This is a genomic window from Clavibacter phaseoli (assembly GCF_021922925.1).
GTDB classification, from domain to species: Bacteria; Actinomycetota; Actinomycetes; order Actinomycetales; family Microbacteriaceae; genus Clavibacter; species Clavibacter phaseoli.
The window spans coordinates 436,043-451,684 of the sequence record NZ_CP040786.1; the positions used below are offsets into that span (position 1 = coordinate 436,043).

At 74.8% G+C, this 15,642-nt stretch carries 13 protein-coding genes and 2 riboswitches; of the genes, 7 read left to right on the forward strand and 6 right to left on the reverse strand.

Features of this window, described 5'->3' with window-relative positions; all coding sequences use genetic code 11:
• Positions 1–3 precede the first annotated feature (3 nt).
• Positions 4–1,107: a zinc-ribbon domain-containing protein gene (locus FGI33_RS02105; protein WP_237582181.1), complete on the reverse strand. Its 1,104-nt coding sequence runs from the start codon at positions 1,105–1,107 to the stop codon at positions 4–6.
• A 48-nt stretch (positions 1,108–1,155) separates the two neighbouring features.
• Between FGI33_RS02105 and FGI33_RS02110 the strand changes: the two genes are divergently transcribed.
• Together FGI33_RS02110 and FGI33_RS02115 are read left to right on the forward strand one after the other, a co-directional pair.
• The gene (locus FGI33_RS02110; protein WP_237582182.1) at positions 1,156–1,710 is read left to right on the forward strand and encodes a GNAT family N-acetyltransferase; all 555 of its coding nucleotides are present in this window, start codon (positions 1,156–1,158) and stop codon (positions 1,708–1,710) included.
• 158 nt (positions 1,711–1,868) lie between these two features.
• Positions 1,869–4,718 (forward strand): glycoside hydrolase family 43 protein, encoded by a 2,850-nt coding sequence (locus FGI33_RS02115; RefSeq protein ID WP_119433817.1) that lies wholly within the window; start codon positions 1,869–1,871, stop codon positions 4,716–4,718.
• A 41-nt stretch (positions 4,719–4,759) separates the two neighbouring features.
• Here FGI33_RS02115 and FGI33_RS02120 read toward each other — a convergent pair whose 3' ends face one another.
• The 4 genes from FGI33_RS02120 to phoA form a co-directional block, all read right to left on the reverse strand.
• The gene (locus FGI33_RS02120) at positions 4,760–5,158 is read right to left on the reverse strand and encodes a ChaB family protein (RefSeq protein ID WP_119433816.1); all 399 of its coding nucleotides are present in this window, start codon (positions 5,156–5,158) and stop codon (positions 4,760–4,762) included.
• 79 nt (positions 5,159–5,237) lie between these two features.
• Positions 5,238–5,681, reverse strand: coding sequence for a Fe-S cluster assembly sulfur transfer protein SufU (gene sufU / locus FGI33_RS02125; RefSeq protein WP_119433815.1), 444 nt, complete (start codon positions 5,679–5,681; stop codon positions 5,238–5,240).
• A complete protein-coding gene (locus FGI33_RS02130) occupies positions 5,678–6,985 on the reverse strand; it encodes an aminotransferase class V-fold PLP-dependent enzyme (RefSeq protein ID WP_182623254.1) in 1,308 nt (435 codons plus the stop codon). Before FGI33_RS02130 ends, sufU begins: the two co-directional genes overlap by 4 nt.
• 120 nt (positions 6,986–7,105) lie before the next feature.
• Positions 7,106–8,797, reverse strand: coding sequence for an alkaline phosphatase (gene phoA / locus FGI33_RS02135; protein ID WP_119433814.1), 1,692 nt, complete (start codon positions 8,795–8,797; stop codon positions 7,106–7,108).
• Positions 8,798–8,953: 156 nt separating this feature from the next.
• Here phoA and FGI33_RS02140 point away from each other — a divergent pair, with 156 nt between their 5' ends.
• Entirely contained in the window at positions 8,954–9,724 is a 771-nt protein-coding gene (locus FGI33_RS02140) for a copper resistance CopC family protein (protein ID WP_119433813.1), read from the forward strand.
• A 17-nt stretch (positions 9,725–9,741) separates the two neighbouring features.
• Here FGI33_RS02140 and FGI33_RS02145 read toward each other — a convergent pair whose 3' ends face one another.
• The gene (locus tag FGI33_RS02145) at positions 9,742–10,113 is read right to left on the reverse strand and encodes a BlaI/MecI/CopY family transcriptional regulator (protein WP_086521928.1); all 372 of its coding nucleotides are present in this window, start codon (positions 10,111–10,113) and stop codon (positions 9,742–9,744) included.
• A gap of 126 nt (positions 10,114–10,239) precedes the next feature.
• Here FGI33_RS02145 and FGI33_RS02150 point away from each other — a divergent pair, with 126 nt between their 5' ends.
• From FGI33_RS02150 to gcvP, 4 genes are all read left to right on the forward strand, one after another.
• Entirely contained in the window at positions 10,240–10,695 is a 456-nt protein-coding gene (locus tag FGI33_RS02150; protein WP_104237184.1) for an SseB family protein, read from the forward strand.
• Between the two features lie 144 nt (positions 10,696–10,839).
• Positions 10,840–10,926, forward strand: a riboswitch (glycine riboswitch).
• Position 10,927: 1 nt separating this feature from the next.
• Positions 10,928–11,021, forward strand: a riboswitch (glycine riboswitch).
• A gap of 43 nt (positions 11,022–11,064) precedes the next feature.
• Complete coding sequence (gene gcvT / locus FGI33_RS02155) at positions 11,065–12,285, forward strand: glycine cleavage system aminomethyltransferase GcvT (RefSeq protein ID WP_119433812.1); 1,221 nt, start codon at positions 11,065–11,067, stop codon at positions 12,283–12,285.
• Positions 12,282–12,653, forward strand: a complete 372-nt coding sequence (gene gcvH, locus FGI33_RS02160; RefSeq protein ID WP_119433811.1) for a glycine cleavage system protein GcvH — start codon at positions 12,282–12,284, stop codon at positions 12,651–12,653. Before gcvT ends, gcvH begins: the two co-directional genes overlap by 4 nt.
• A complete protein-coding gene (gcvP, locus tag FGI33_RS02165; protein WP_119433810.1) occupies positions 12,650–15,625 on the forward strand; it encodes an aminomethyl-transferring glycine dehydrogenase in 2,976 nt (991 codons plus the stop codon). Before gcvH ends, gcvP begins: the two co-directional genes overlap by 4 nt.
• The last annotated feature ends 17 nt before the right edge of the window (positions 15,626–15,642 follow it).

The window sequence follows — 15,642 nt, forward strand, 5'->3', positions numbered from 1 at the left end:
GGCTCACCCGGCCGCGGCCGACGGCGGCGCCTCCCGCAGGTAGGCGTCCACCAGGAACGGGCCGCGGATCTCGCGGAGCCGGTCGAGGAGCAGGTCCACCGTGCCGCGGGTGAGCCCCGAGACGCACAGGTCGTAGGGCCCGAGGGGCGGCAGCTTGCCCGTGCGGATGCGGATGACCTCCCACCCGGCGGACCGCAACGCCCGGTCCTTGCGCCGGTCGGCCTCCTCGCGGCGGCCGACGTGCTCGAGGCCGTGGCGGCCGGTGCTGTCGTACTCGATCGCGACCCGCAGCTCGGGCAGCAGGATGTCGGGCCACGCCTCGAGGTGCTCGAAGAACGGGCGCGCGAGCCGCACCGCGGTGAGGCCGGGCGTGTGATCGAGGCGGGCGGCGAGCTCCTGCCGCAGGCGCTCCTCGACGGCGGACGCGGGCGGCGGCGCGCACGCGCTCGCGAACGGCTCGCCGACGGGGAGGTCGGGCGTCTTCCCGCAGACGGCGGGGGAGCGGCGGCGGCGGGCGGGCGTGGCGGCCGCAGCCGCGGCCGAGGAGGCGCGTCGCTCGGCCGGGCCCGCCGTGCTCGGGGTGCCGTCCTTCCCGCGCCGCTCGCGGGTCGTGCCGCCGACCGCGGGCCGGCCGTCGCGCGCGCCCCGCCGCGGACGCGCGGGCGCGGACCCGGACCCGACGGCCGAGGACGGGGATCCGCCCGCCGCATCGGACCCGGACACGCCCGCCACCGGCCCCGCCACGAGCGGCGACGCCCCCGGCCAGCGCACCTGGTCCGCCATCGGCAGCACGGGCGTGCGCGGCGCCGCGGCCTCCGCGCAGTCCGGGCACCACGACGAGCGGCGGCGCTCGCGGCCCGGCCGCCGCCGCTGCTCCTCGGGCGTCGCGACGAAGACGTGCCCGACGTCGCACTGCCACGTGAGGAGGACGTCGGCCGCGGGCGGCACCTGCGTGAGCGTGATGCCGCGGTTCAGGTCGGGGTGGTACTGCCGGATGAGCACGGGGAACGACGCCCACGCCTCCCGGTAGGTGCCCACCGGGTATGGCACGTCGAGGCCGCGCGACCAGCGGCGCCGCGCCCACCACGCATCCACCGGCTCGGGCATGCCGTCACGCTAGGGGCGACCACCGACGTCGCGCCCTAGCCTGGGGCGATGCCCGACCTCGCGACCGACCGCCTGCTCCTCCGCCGCTTCACGGACGCCGACTCGCCCTTCCTCCTCGACCTGCACGCGCGGCCCGAGGTGATGCGGTGGATCGGCTCCGGCGCGACGCAGGCGGATCCCGCGCAGGCCGCCGCGCGCGCCGCCCGCTACGCCGCGCTCGACCACCCGGTGCGCGGGATCTGGGCGATCGAGGATCGCGACGGCGGGGCCCTGCTCGGCACGCTCCTGCTCAAGGAGCTGCCCGCGTCGGCCGCGCCGCTCGCCGGCGACGACCCCGCCCCGCGCGACGCGCCGGCGGAGGGCGAGACGGAGATCGGCTGGCACCTGCACCCGGACGCGTGGGGTCGCGGCGTCGCGACGGAGGCCGCCCGGCGGGTGCTCGCGCACGCGGCCGAGGGCGGGCTCGCGCGCGTTCTCGCGGTCACGAACCCGGCGAACGCGCCGTCGCAGGCCGTGTGCCGCCGCATCGGGATGCGTCCCCTCGGCCGCACGCGCGCCTACTACGACGCGGACTGCGAGCTGTTCCGGGTCGACCTGCCCTGACCCGGAGGACGGCGCGCGAGGTCGATCGTGCATGGTCCACCGCGGACCCATGTGACATGGCACCGGCCTCCGGGGCTAGCGTGGGAGGCGATGCGAGGGGGCACCGCGACGATGCGGGGCGTCCGGATCCGCATCGCGCACCTGGAGGACGATCGACGATGATCACGCAACCATCCGCACCCGGACGCGGGACGCCCGCCGCGGGCGAGGCCCCGAGCCCCGCGAGGAGGAGGGGCATCCGGGCGCTCGCCGTCACCGCGGGGCTCGCCACCGCTCTGTCCCTCACGGGCCTGCCGGCGCACGCCGCGACGCCCGCTCCGGCGCCCGCCGCCGCCCGCGCGGCCGCTCCCGCCGCCGCGACCCCGCCGGCCCCCGCGGCCGTAGAGGACGCCACCTTCACGCCCGGTGAGGCCCGCCTCGACACGGCCGGGAAGGTGATCCAGGCCCACGGCGGCCAGATCGTCCCGTCCGTCGACGAGGCCGGCGACACGATCTACTACTGGTACGGCGAGGACCGCTCCAACGGCTACGCCTCGAGCCCCGGCGTGCACGTCTACTCCTCGCGCGACCTCGAGGCCTGGACCGACGAGGGCCTCGCCCTCCGTGCCATGTCGTCGCCCGACCAGTTCGACGCCGACCCCTACTTCGCCGGCCTCTACGGCGACCTCGACGCCGACGCGCGCGCCGCCGTCTACGAGGACCTCGGCACCGTGCCCGCCGCCGGATCCACGCGCCCCGCCGCGATCCTCGAGCGCCCGAAGGTGATCCACAACGCGGCGACCGGCCAGTGGGTGATGTGGATCCACACCGACGGACCCACCGCCACGAGCGACGCGCAGTACGCGAAGGCCACCGCGGGCGTCGCCGTCGCCGACTCGCCGACCGGCCCGTTCCGCTACATCCGCGACCACCGCCTCCACGAGGCGCCGCCCGGGGAGCCCGACTACCAGCCCGAGAGCAAGGGCATGGCGCGCGACATGAACCTCTTCGTCGACGACGACGGGACCGCGTACATCGTCTACTCGAGCGAGGAGAACTACTCCCTCTACATCTCGAAGCTCGACGCCGACTACACCGCGCTCGCCACGGGTCCCGCCGACGCCGTCAAGGGCGTCGACTTCACGCGCCCCTACGTCGGCGCGCACCGCGAGGCGCCCGTGCTCTTCAAGTCGCACGGCACCTACTACCTGATCACCTCGGGCGCGACGGGCTGGAACCCGAACCCGGCCTCCTACGCGACCGCGACCGACATCCTCGGCACCTGGACCGACCGCGGCAACCCCGCGCAGGGCGACGGCGCCGGCACGACCTTCGGCTCGCAGAGCACCTCCGTGATCCCGATCGACCCGGCGAACGGCCGCTTCGCCTACATGGGCGACCGGTGGACCCCGGACGACCTCGCGAACGCGCCCTACATCTGGCTGCCGCTGTCCTTCGGGGAGGGCGGATCCATGACCCTCGCGAACCCGGGCACGTGGAGCGTCCGCGACATCCCGGCGTACGCGCCGTGGGAGGTCACGACCGCGATCCCCGCGACCGTGCGCGCCGACGACGCGTCCGCGCTGCCGACCGAGGTCGAGGTGACCACCGGTGGCACGACCACGACCACCGGGATCACCTGGGACGCCGCGGCGCTCGCCGGCGCCGGACCCGTGCAGCTCCGCGGCACCCTCGACGACGGGCGCACGCTCGTCCGCCGCGTCGTCGTCGTCCCGCGTGACCTCGAGTACGCGGTCGACGCGGGCGGCTGGGCCACGGCCGACTGGACGGCGATCGTCGCCGCCTCCGCCGCCGACGGGCCGCTCCTCGGCTCGGTCCCGGAGCAGCCGCTCGGCGCGGATCCCGCGACGGGCGCCACCTGGGGCTGGACCGGATCCAGCGACGTGAAGGGCGACGCCACCGGCGACCTGTACTCGACGCTGCGCTGGGCGAAGTCCGGCGCGACGCTGACGTACTCCTTCGGCGGGCTCACGCCGGGCGAGCACCGCGTGGACCTCGGGTTCTCGGACCCGTGGACCACGGCCAGCCGCGCCGCGCGCATCACGCTCAACGGGCAGGTCGTGGAGACGGCCCGGCCGTTCGGCGCCGACTCGTCGAGCGCGTACACCGCGACCGTCGGGGCGGACGGGGTGCTCAGGGTGGAGATCGCGAAGGCGGCGGGCCCGGACATCCAGGTCAGCTTCCTGATGGTGTCCGGCGGCCCGGCCGCGCTCGCCGCGCAGACGATCGCGTTCACCGCGCCGACCGGCGCGACCGCGGGCGGCGACGCGATCGCGCTGACGGCCACCGCGACCTCGGGCCTGCCCGTGTCGTTCCAGGCGTCCGGCGCGTGCACGGTCACGGGGACGCGGCTGTCGCCGACCTCCGCGGGCGTCTGCACGATCACCGCCACGCAGGCCGGGGACGACGAGTTCGCGCCCGCCGAGTCGATCACGCGCACCTTCCGGGTGCAGGCCGCCGTGCTCGACGACTTCGGGCGCCGCGGCTCCGCGGTCGGCGGATCCTGGACCGGCGACACCGCCGCCACCGCCTACCGCCTCGCGGCCGGCACGCTCCGCCCGTACCAGGGCGGCGCGCTGCTGCGACCCGAGGTGCTCGGCGCCACGCAGGAGGCGTCCGTGACGCTGACCAAGGTGGCGCGCACCGCGCGGTCCGTGGGCCTCGTGCTCAAGGCGCAGTCGGCCCGCACGGTCGACCGCGGCGCGATCACCGTGGCCTACGACGCACGGACGAAGGCGATCACGACGACCGCCATCGCGACCGACGGCACCCGCACGGCCTACCCGGCGATCCCGGTGCGACTGCTCGCGGGCGACGTGCTCACCGCGCGGTACACGGCGGACGACACGGTGGAGATCCAGCTCGGCGACGACCTCGTCGGCACGACGGAGCTCTCCGCCGCCGACGCGGCGCGCTTCCACGACGCGACCGGGCGCATCGGCGTCTGGACGCAGGGCGCGCTCCTCACCGTGCTCGACGACGTGCGCGGCGGCACGATGATCGGCTGACCCTGTGGGGCGCCCGTCCGCGCGCGGACGGGCGCCCCGCCTCAGCCCTCGCGCTCGCGCGCCCGGCGGGTCTCGCGGTCGTTCGCCTTCCGGATCCCCTCCACCAGCTCGTCCTTCGTCATCCGGCTGCGGCCGCTGACGTCGAGGCGGCGCGCGACCTCCATCAGGTGCGCCTTCGACGCGTTGGCGTCGACCCCGCCGGCCGTGCCCGCGCCGCGGTCCTCGGCGCCCGCGTCGGACGGGCCCTTTTCGTCCTTCGGTTCCCAGTGGTCGCCGACCTTCTCGAAGCCGTGCTTGAGCGCGGCGTAGGCGGTGCGCTCGGCGCGCTCGCCGGATCCGTACTGCCCCTCGGCCGCCGCGTGCGCCGCCGACCACGTGGCCTGCGCGTGCTCGGGCGAGCGGCGGATGGTGCTCGGCATGTCGTCGTCGTCGGGGGCCACGGATCCTCCTCGTGTCGCGGGCGGCCGCCTCGCGCGGCCCGTCTCCCCACTCTGCCCGCCCCGCGCGGGGACGGCCGGGTCAGCCCGCCCGGAGCGCCTCCTCGAGCGTCGTCCACGGCAGCATCGCGCACTTGACGCGGCCGACGTACCGGGAGACCCCGTCGAGCGCGACGGCGTCGCCGAACTCCTCCGGGTCGAGGTGGGACGCGCCGCGGCTCCGCATCACCTCGCGGAACGCGGCGGCGCGCGCGTGCACGGTGTCGAGGTCTACGCCGTCGAGCACGCCGACCAGCATCGAGGCCGACGCCTGCGAGATCGCGCAGCCGTGTCCCGTCCACGCGATCTCGACGACACGGCCGTCCTCGACGCGGACCCCGAGGGTGATCTCGTCCCCGCACGTCGGGTTCACCTGGTGCGCGTGCAGCGGCCAGCCCGTGGGATCGCCCTGGCCCTCGGGCGTGCGCGAGTGGTCGAGGATCAGCTCCTGGTAGAGCCCGCTCCCGCCGGCGCCCGGGGCGCTCATCGGCCGGCCCCGAAGAAGGCGGCCGCGTCCTCGACGCCCTGCAGCAGCAGGTCGACCTCGGCGTCGGTCGTGTGCAGGGTCCCGCTCGCGCGGGTGGACGCCGTGAGGCCGAGCCGCCGGTGCAGCGGCTGCGCGCAGTGGTGGCCGACGCGCACGGCGATGCCGCGGTCGTCGAGGATCTGCCCCACGTCGTGCGCGTGCACGCCCGCGAGGTCGAACGCCGCGAGCCCGACGCGGTGGCCGTCGGCGCCCGGGCCGAGCACGCGCACGCCCGTGATCCCGGAGAGACCCGTCACGAGCCGCTCCCCGATGCGTCGGCCGTGCTCCGCGATCCGGTCCATGCCGACCGCCTCGAGGTAGTCGACCGCGGCGCCCAGCGCCACGACCTGCGAGATGCGCTGCGTGCCGGCCTCGAAGCGCTGCGGCGGCGGCAGGAACTCCGCCGCCTCCATCGTCACGGTCGTGATCATCGACCCGCCTGTGAGGAACGGCGGCAGCGCCTCGAGCACCCGGCGGCGCCCGTAGAGCACCCCGATCCCCGTCGGCGCGAGCATCTTGTGCCCGGAGAAGACCGCGAGGTCGACGTCCAGCGCGCGGAGGTCGACGGGCAGGTGCGGCACGGACTGGCAGGCGTCGAGCACGACGAGGGCGCCCACCTCCCGCGCCCGCGCGACGACGGGTCCGAGCGGCGCGACCCCGCCCAGCACGTTGGAGACGTGCGCGAGCGCGACGACGCGCGTGCGCTCCGTGATCACGTCGCCCAGCGTCTCGAGCCGCAGCGCGCCCGCGTCGTCGACCGGGATGAAGCGCAGCCGGGCGCCCGTGCGGAGCGCGAGCTGCTGCCACGGGATGAGGTTCGCGTGGTGCTCCGACTCGGTGACGACGATCTCGTCGCCCTCCCGCACGCGGATGGACGCGGGCGCGGCGGCGCTCCCGAGCCCGTACGCGACGAGGTTCAGCCCCTCGGTGGCGTTGGAGGTCCACACGATCTCGCCCGCGTCGACGCCCACGAAGCGCGCGACCTTCTCCCGCGCCTCCTCGAACTCCTCGGTCGCGAGGGCCGCGAGCGTGTGCGCGCCGCGGTGGACGGCCGCGTTGCGGTGCTCCAGGTACGCGCGTTCCGCGTCCAGCACCTGGCGCGGCTTCTGGGAGGTGGCGGCCGAGTCGAGGTAGACGAGCGGGTGGCCGTTCACCTCGGAGCCGAGGAGGGGGAAGTCGCGGCGGATCCGGTCGATCTCGTCGGCGGTCAGGCCGGCGGATCGCGCCGTGCCGTCGCCGGGGGCGTCCTGGGGGGCGGTGTGCATGCTCCGAGTCCATCGTGCCGCGGCCCCCGGCGCAACACGGGCGCCGGCAGGCGACGCCCGGAGACGCGGAGGGCGCCCCCGCGACCGTGGTCGAGGGGGCGCCCGTGGCGGAGCTCCGTGCTAGCGGACGGTCACCTTGGCGGTGACGACCTTGCCCGTCTGCACCCCGGTCAGGGTGAGGGTGAGCGGTCCGCTCGTGGCCGGGGCCGTGAACGGGATGACGACCTTGCCGTCGACGACGTCGTAGGTGCCGACGAGGTCCCCGGCGGAGGTCGTGAGGGTCACCTGGCGGTCGCCGGCGAAGCGGTTGCCCGTGACGGCGATCTCCTCGCCCCGGTCGGGCCGGTAGTCGCTCGCGACGACCGACGCGCCCTTGCTGAGCGCTGCCGTGCCGCGGTCGAGCTTCAGCGCGTTCGCCATCGTGAAGAAGGTGTCGGTCTGGTCGGTGAGGCCGACGACGTTCGCCGCACCCGGGCCGTAGGCCGCGACGCGGACCTGCGTGCCCGTGTGCTGCTGCGAGCCGCCGAGGCCCGCGGTGCCGTAGGACAGCTTCATCACGCCGCCCTCGAGCGTGCGCACGGCGGCGCTGAGCGAGGTGGGCGGGGTGTTGTCCACGATCTGGCTGGAGTGCGCGTGGTCGGCCGTGACGATGACGAGCGTGTTGCCGTCCTTCTTCGCGAACGCCATGGCGGACTGGACGGCCTCGTCGAAGTCGAGCGTCTCGCCGATCTGGCCGCAGGGGTTCGCGGCGTGGTCCTGCTTGTCGATGCTGGCGCCCTCGACCTGGAGGAAGAAGCCCTTGCCGGCCTTCTTCGTGTCGAGCAGCGTGATCGCCTTGTCCGTCAGCGTGCGGAGCGAGAGGTCGCTGCCGAGGCGCTCCGGGTTGTCGGTGCAGGTCACCGGCGCGAGGTCGGCGCCGCCGACGGTCGCGGGGGTGGGCGCGAAGCGCGTCGGGAAGTTGCCGGGGGTGAACAGCCCGAGCACGGGCGCGGTCTGGTCGGCGGTCGTCACGCCGGCGAGGCCGGCGGCGTCCTGGACGACCTGGTAGCCGCGCTGGTCGGCCTGGGCGAACAGGGTCTGGCCCTCGTAGCGCCCGGCCTTGGCGGTCTGGGTGAAGCTCGCGGATCCGCCGCCGAACGTGACGTCGGGGCGCGTGTCGAGCAGCTGCTCGCTGATGGATCCGAGGCCGCCGGCCGCGAGCGCGTCGTCGCCGCACGAGGCGGAGTCGGGCCCGTAGCAGGAGCGGCTGTCGACGTGCGCGACCTGGACCGCCGGGGTGGCGTCCTGGATCTCGGCGGTGCTGACGTCGCCGGTGCGCAGGCCGTTAGCCTTCGCGATCTCGGTGAGGGTCGCCTGCGGCTTCCCGTCGATGTCGACGCTGATCGCGCCGTCGTAGGTCTTCGTGCCGGTCGCCCAGCCGCTGCCGGTCGCGGCGGAGTCGGGCACGTAGTCCGGCTTGCCCTTGCGCTCGCCGCTGCGCTCGAGCGAGTACGTCGTGTACTGGCCGGTCAGGGGCGGGGCGTCGAGGCCCGGCAGGCGGCCGGCGGCGCCGTAGGCGTAGTCCCGGGCGATGGTGATCTCGGAGTCGCCCATGCCATCGCCGATGAGGAGGATGACGTTCTTCGCGGACGCGTTCTTGATCTCGGAGCGGATCTGGGCGGTCTGGTCACCGGCGAGGCGCTGGGCGCCGCCGTTCTGCGACAGCGCCATGCCGGCGGCGAACGCGCCGGCCGGCAGGAGGATCGTCGCGGCGACGGCGGCCGCGGCGATCGGGAGGACGCGGCGACGCGTCCGGGAGGGGGTGGTTGTCATGGGGGTGCGGGTCTCCTCGGTGATGGCCCCTGGTGAGGGTGCATTTCAGGTTCCGCTGAAATACGGGTCGCGAGGAGGACCGGAGGTGACCGGGAGGCGAACATCGTTGCGTCGGGTCAACTTCTCCGGCTCCCGGGCGCAGGGGATGATGGACCCATGGCGTCTCCGCACCACCCCCGCACCCCGTCCCTCCTCCGTCGCGCCGCGCTCGCCGTGGGCGCCGCCGCGCTGGTGCTCGGGGGCGCGCTCATCCCGGCGGGCGCCGCGTCCGCGCACGACCGGCTCGTGGGATCCACCCCCGCCGCCGACGCCACCGTCACGGACGAGCCCGGCACCATCGCGCTCGACTTCAGCGAGGAGCTCCTCGCGCTGGACGCGCAGGCGTCGGGCTTCGCGATCCAGGTGGTCAACGCCTCGGACGGCTCCTTCCACGAGGACGGCTGCATCGCGGTCGACGGATCCACGGCCACCACCCGCATCGCGCTTGGCACGGCCGGCACCTACCAGGTCACCTGGCGCGCGGTCTCGAGCGACAGCCACCCCATCGACGGCACCTACTCCTTCACCTACGCGCCGACGGGCGACACGACGGGCGCCCCGGCGATCCTCGCGGCCCCCGCCTGCGGCGACGCCTGGGCGGGCAGCGCGGCCACCGCGACGCCCGAGCCCGAGGGCACCATGACCACGCAGGGCACGGAGTCCGCGGCGCCCGCGCCCACCTCGGACGCGCAGTCCGGCGCGTCGGTGCCGCTGGCCGAGACGGCCGAGTCCACGCCCGTCTGGGTCTTCCTGCTCATCGGCCTCGTGATCCTCGGAGCCGCCGTGCTCGTGGTGGTCGGCGTGGTGCGCCGGTCGTCGCGCCGGTTCCCGGGCGAGGACGGCGAGAGCGTCGGCGGACCGCACGACGGCGCCGACGACCCGCGCTAGCGCCGGACGGGACGGGCCTAGGCCCGGTCGTCCCCGCCGAGCGCCCGGCGGAGGGCCGTGAGGTCGTCCCCGTCGAGCGTGCCGGCGAAGCGCAGCAGCGCGGCCTCGCGGTCCTTCGTGGCCGCGAGCGCGCCCGACATGAGCGACGCCGCGTGGTCGGTGCGGGACCGGGCGGGCGCGAACGTGAGCGCGCGCGCCTCGTCCGAGCGCGTGACGAGGCCCTTCTGGCCGAGCCGGTCCAGCACCGTGAGCACGGTCGTGAGCGCGGGGCGCGGATCCGCGATGCGGGCGACGACGTCCTTGGCCGTCAGCGGCTCGTCGGCGTCCCACAGGGCGTCCATGATGGCGGCCTCGAGCTCGCCCCGGGGGCGCTGGCGTCCGATCGACACGGGCGTCTCCCCTCGGGACGGATGGCGGGTGGAAGAGACGATCCTAACTCCGCGCGCTGCCGCGACGACGCCCGGCCCGGCCGCCGCGATCAGCCGCCGCCCCGCCGGATCGGGCACGATGGGGGCATGACCGATTCACAGGACCGAGAGCCCACCCCCCTCGAGCAGGCCATCGCGCGCGGCCAGGCGGGCGAGTCCGACATGACCGCCGTCCTCACGGAGTTCATCAACACGACGGTCGTGGTGCCCACCGCCACGCCCCTCACTCCCGAGACCGACCAGCTGCAGCCCGTCCTCTTCGACCGCGACGGCGTGCCCATGCTCGCCGCGTTCACGCACGAGGACCGGATCGACGAGAAGGTGACGAGCGTCGCCGACCACGTCGCCACGATCCCCGCCGCCGAGCTCGTCCAGGCGATCCCCGAGGGCACCGGCCTCGTCATCAACGTCGGCACCACCGACGGCTTCGAGATGATGCCCGAGGGCGTCGCGCAGCTCGCCGACGACGTGCGCCGCGTCATCGACCAGGACGAGGACGGCGCGCCGCAGGCCCCCGCCGCGCCCTCGCCCGACGCGATCTGATCCCGCGGGTCGACCCGACCACCCGACGCCGCCGCGTCCTCCCGGACGCGGCGGCGTCGTCGCGTCCGGCGGAGGGGATCGGCCGGGAATCGTCACACGGCGGAAACGTCCCGCTCGATATGCTGGGACGCGTAACACGGCCGCGCACGCATCGCGGGAGAGCTCCTCCGGGAGCACCGAAGGAGCAAGCCTCCCCGCCAATCTCTCAGGTCCACGTACCGCGATGCACTGGCCACTCTGAAAAGCAGCCGTCCCGCACGGCTCGCCCACGGTGAAAGCACCGTCCTCGGACGGCGCGAAGCTCTCAGGCCCATGACAGAGGGGGAGTCCCGCATCCGGCGTCCGAGCCGGGGAAGACCGGAGGACTCCATGACCGACGCACCCGCCGACACCGCGCCCGCCGCGGCGGCCGCGGCCCCGCCCCGCCGATCCCCTTTGCACGCCGTGCACGAGGCGGCCGGCGCCTCCTTCACCGACTTCGCCGGCTGGCTCATGCCGGTGCGCTACACGAGCGACCTCGCCGAGCACCGCGCCGTGCGCGAGGCCGCCGGCATCTTCGACATCTCGCACATGGCCGAGATCGCCGTCGAGGGGGAGGGAGCCGCCGCGTTCCTCGACTCCGTCCTCGCCGGCGAGCTGTCCGCCATCGCCGAGTGGCAGGCGAAGTACACGCTGCTGCTGGATCCCTCGGGCGGCATCGTCGACGACCTCATCGTCTACCGCACCGGCGAGGAGTCCTTCCTGGTCGTCGCCAACGCCGGCAACCACGACCCCGTGCTCGCCGTCCTCACCGAGGCGGCCGCGGGCCGCGACGACGTGGAGGTCGACGACGCGAGCGACGACGTCGCGCTCATCGCCGTCCAGGGCCCGGTGTCCCGCGCGATCCTCGAGACCACCGCCGGGCTCGAGACCGAGACGCCGCTCGAGGCGCTCCGCTACTACCGCGCCACGGCCGCGCGCTTCGCCGGCCAGGACGTCCTCGTCGCCCGCACCGGCTACACGGGCGAGGACGGCTACGAGCTGTACGTCGCGACCGAGGACGCCGTCGCCCTGTGGGAGGCGCTCGTCGCGGCCGGCACGCCGCTCGGTCTCCTGGACACCGGCCTCGCCTGCCGCGACACGCTCCGCCTCGAGGCGGGCATGCCGCTCTACGGCCACGAGCTCGGCCTCCACACGCTGCCCGTGCAGGCCGGCCTCGGCAAGGTGGTCGCGCTCGCCAAGGAGGGCGACTTCCGCGGGCGCGCCGCCGTGGAGAGGGGCCCGGATCCCGTCGCCCGCGTGCTCGTCGGGCTCGTCACCGAGGGCCGCCGCGCGCCCCGCGCCGACTACCCCGTCTACGCCGAGGAGGCCGCGGGCGACTCCGCCGCCGGCCTCGAGGCCGTCATGGACGCGACCGAGGGCGCCGTCGCGCCCGTCGGCACCGTCACGAGCGGCGCCCTGTCGCCCACGCTCGGCCACCCCGTCGCCATGGCGTACGTGGATCCCTCGCTCGCCGCCCCCGGCACGCGCCTCGCCGTCGACGTCCGCGGCACGCGCGTGCCCGCCACCGTCGTGACCCTCCCCTTCTACTCGCGAAAGGCCACCGCATGACCGACCAGACCAGCCTCCAGTACACCGCCGAGCACGAGTGGGTGCAGGTCGACGGCGACGTCGCGACCGTCGGCATCACGGCCTACGCCGCCGACAAGCTCGGCGACGTCGTCTTCGTCGAGCTGCCCGCCGTGGGCGACGAGCTCTCCGGCGGCGAGGTCGTCGGCGAGATCGAGTCGACCAAGTCGGTCGGCGAGCTGTTCGCGCCCATCGACGGCACGGTCACCGAGGTCAACGACGACGTCGTGGCCTCGCCCGACCTCGTCAACAGCGACCCCTTCGGCGCCGGCTGGCTCGTGAAGGTGCGCTTCGAGGCGCTCCCCGCGCTCCTCAGCCACGACGAGTACGTCGCGCTGGTGGGCGAGTGACCGCCGTCGACGCCGGCACCCGCCCGGCCACCCCCGCTCCGTCCGCCGCGCCCGACGTCGCCGAGGAGTCCTCGGCCTTCGCGCCCGGCGCGTTCGGCGCCCGCCACATCGGCATCGACTCCGAGGCCCGCGCCACCATGCTCGGCGTCCTCGGCCACGACTCGATCCCGTCCCTCCTCGCGAAGGCCGTGCCCGAGACGATCCAGGTCGACCGCTTCCGCACCGACGGCGACTCCGTGCTGCCCGAGGCGGCGACCGAGCGCGACGCCCTCGCCGAGCTCCGCCGCATCGCGGGCCGCAACCGCGTGCGCACCTCGATGATCGGCCTCGGCTACCACGACACGATCACGCCCGCCGTGATCACCCGCAACGTGCTCGAGAACCCGAGCTGGTACACGGCCTACACGCCGTACCAGCCGGAGATCTCGCAGGGCCGCCTCGAGGCGCTCATCAACTTCCAGACGATGGTCGCGGAGCTCTCGGGCCTCGCCACCGCGAACGCGTCCATGCTCGACGAGGCCACGGCCGTCGTCGAGGGCATGCTGCTCGCGCGCCGCGCCTCGAAGGCCAAGACGCCCGTCTTCCTCATCGACGCCGACGCCCTGCCGCAGACGCGCGCGCTCCTCGACAGCCGCGCCGCCGCGCTCGGCATCGAGCTGGTCGCGCACGACCTCGCGACGGTGGATCCCGCCGAGCTGCCCGACGCGTTCGGCGCCTTCATCCAGTACCCCGGCGCCTCCGGCCGCGTGTGGGACCCGAGCGCCGTCATCGCCCGCGTGCACGAGGCGGGCGGCCTCGCGGTCGTCGCCGCCGACCTGCTCGCCCTCACGGTGATCACCTCGCCCGGCGAGCTCGGCGCGGACATCGCGGTCGGCACGTCGCAGCGCTTCGGCGTGCCCATGGGCTTCGGCGGTCCGCACGCGGGCTACCTCGCCGTGCGCGCCGGCCTCGAGCGCCAGATGCCCGGCCGCCTCGTCGGCGTCAGCCAGGACGCGGCCGGCCACCCCGCCTACCGCCTCTCCCTGCAGACGCGGGAGCAGCACATCCGCCGCGAGAAGGCCACCAGCAACATCTGCACGGCGCAGGTCCTCCTCGCCGTCATGGCCTCGATGTACGCGGTCTACCACGGGCCGAAGGGCCTCCGCGTGATCGCGCGCCAGGCGAACCGGGGCGCCCGCCGCCTCGTCCGCTCGCTGGCGACGGTCGGCGTCGAGCCGATCCACGCCGCGTTCTTCGACACCGTGCGCGTCTCCGTGCCCGGCCGCGCCGACGAGATCCTCGCCGCCGCCGCGGAGGGCGGGGTCAACCTGCTCCGCGTGGACGCCGACACCCTCGGCTTCAGCGTCGACGAGGCCACGCGCCCCGAGGACCTCGCCGTCGTCGCGCGCGCGTTCGGCGCCGAGCTGGCGGAGGACGAGGGCGCGGCAGGCGACCTGTCGTCGATCCCTTCGGGCTCGATCCGCACGAGCGAGTACCTCACGCACGCCGTCTTCTCCACGCACCGCTCCGAGACGGGCATGATGCGCTACCTCAAGCGCCTCTCCGACAAGGACTACGCGCTCGACCGCGGCATGATCCCGCTCGGCTCCTGCACCATGAAGCTCAACGCCGCCACCGAGATGGAGGCGGTGACCTGGCCCGAGTTCCAGGCCATCCACCCCTTCGCTCCCGCTGACGACGTCGAGGGCTACCTGGAGCTGGTCCTCCAGCTGGAGACCTGGCTCGCCGACGTCACGGGCTACGACACCGTGAGCCTCCAGCCGAACGCCGGCAGCCAGGGCGAGCTCGCGGGCCTGCTCGCGATCCGCGGCTACCACCTCGCGAACGGCGACGACGCGCGCACGGTCTGCCTCATCCCGCAGAGCGCCCACGGCACGAACGCGGCCAGCGCCGTGCTCGCCGGCATGCGCGTCGTGGTCGTCGCGTGCGACGACCTCGGGAACGTCGACCTCGACGACCTGCGCGCGAAGATCGCGGCCCACCGCGCCGAGCTCGCCGGGCTGATGATCACGTACCCCTCCACCCACGGCGTCTACGAGCACGAGGTCGGCGCGATCTGCGACGCCGTGCACGAGGCCGGCGGCCAGGTCTACGTCGACGGCGCGAACCTCAACGCGCTGCTCGGCTTCGCCCGCTTCGGCGACTTCGGCGGCGACGTCTCGCACCTCAACCTGCACAAGACGTTCTGCATCCCGCACGGCGGCGGCGGACCCGGCGTCGGCCCGGTCGCGGCGAAGGCGCACCTCGCGCCCTTCCTGCCCGGCCACCCGCAGGCGCAGCGCAACGTCCACGCGCTCGTGCAGGACGGCGTCGTGTCCACCATCGAGCACGGCGGCGCCCCGGTGTCGGCCGCGCCGTACGGATCCCCGAGCATCCTGCCGATCAGCTGGGCCTACGTCCGCATGATGGGCGCCGAGGGCCTGAAGCAGGCCACCGGCGCGGCGGTCCTCTCGGCGAACTACATCGCCGCGCGCCTCCGCGACCACTACCCCGTCCTCTACGCGGGCGAGGACGGCCTCGTCGCGCACGAGTGCATCCTCGACCTGCGCCCGCTGACGGCCGCGACCGGGATCACGGTGGACGACGTGGCCAAGCGCCTCGTCGACTACGGCTTCCACGCGCCCACCATGAGCTTCCCGGTCCCGGGCACGCTCATGGTCGAGCCGACGGAGAGCGAGGACCTCGCCGAGGTCGAGCGCTTCATCGCGGCGATGATCGGCATCAAGCAGGAGGCCGACTCCGTCGCCGCGGGCGAGTGGCCGGCGGACGACAACCCGCTCAGGAACGCCCCGCACACGGCCGAGTCGGTCATCGCGGGGGAGTGGACGCACGCGTACACGCGCGAGCGCGCCGTCTACCCGGTCTCCACGCTGGTGCGCGACAAGTACTGGCCGCCCGTGCGCCGCATCGACCAGGCGTACGGCGACCGCAACCTGTTCTGCGCCTGCCCGCCGCCGGAGGCCTTCGCCTGATCCGACGCGATCGATCC

What these genes read in the sequence shown, in the direction of transcription:
- gcvT (WP_119433812.1), top strand. Translation starts at nt 11,065, where the DNA reads ATGACCGACGCACCCGCCGACACCGCGCCCGCCGCGGCGGCCGCGGCC.
- FGI33_RS02105 (WP_237582181.1), bottom strand. Translation starts at nt 1,107, where the DNA reads ATGCCCGAGCCGGTGGATGCGTGGTGGGCGCGGCGCCGCTGGTCGCGC.
- gcvH (WP_119433811.1), top strand. Translation starts at nt 12,282, where the DNA reads ATGACCGACCAGACCAGCCTCCAGTACACCGCCGAGCACGAGTGGGTG.
- FGI33_RS02115 (WP_119433817.1), top strand. Translation starts at nt 1,869, where the DNA reads ATGATCACGCAACCATCCGCACCCGGACGCGGGACGCCCGCCGCGGGC.
- phoA (WP_119433814.1), bottom strand. Translation starts at nt 8,797, where the DNA reads ATGACAACCACCCCCTCCCGGACGCGTCGCCGCGTCCTCCCGATCGCC.
- FGI33_RS02150 (WP_104237184.1), top strand. Translation starts at nt 10,240, where the DNA reads ATGACCGATTCACAGGACCGAGAGCCCACCCCCCTCGAGCAGGCCATC.
- sufU (WP_119433815.1), bottom strand. Translation starts at nt 5,681, where the DNA reads ATGAGCGCCCCGGGCGCCGGCGGGAGCGGGCTCTACCAGGAGCTGATC.
- FGI33_RS02140 (WP_119433813.1), top strand. Translation starts at nt 8,954, where the DNA reads ATGGCGTCTCCGCACCACCCCCGCACCCCGTCCCTCCTCCGTCGCGCC.
- FGI33_RS02110 (WP_237582182.1), top strand. Translation starts at nt 1,156, where the DNA reads ATGCCCGACCTCGCGACCGACCGCCTGCTCCTCCGCCGCTTCACGGAC.
- FGI33_RS02130 (WP_182623254.1), bottom strand. Translation starts at nt 6,985, where the DNA reads ATGCACACCGCCCCCCAGGACGCCCCCGGCGACGGCACGGCGCGATCC.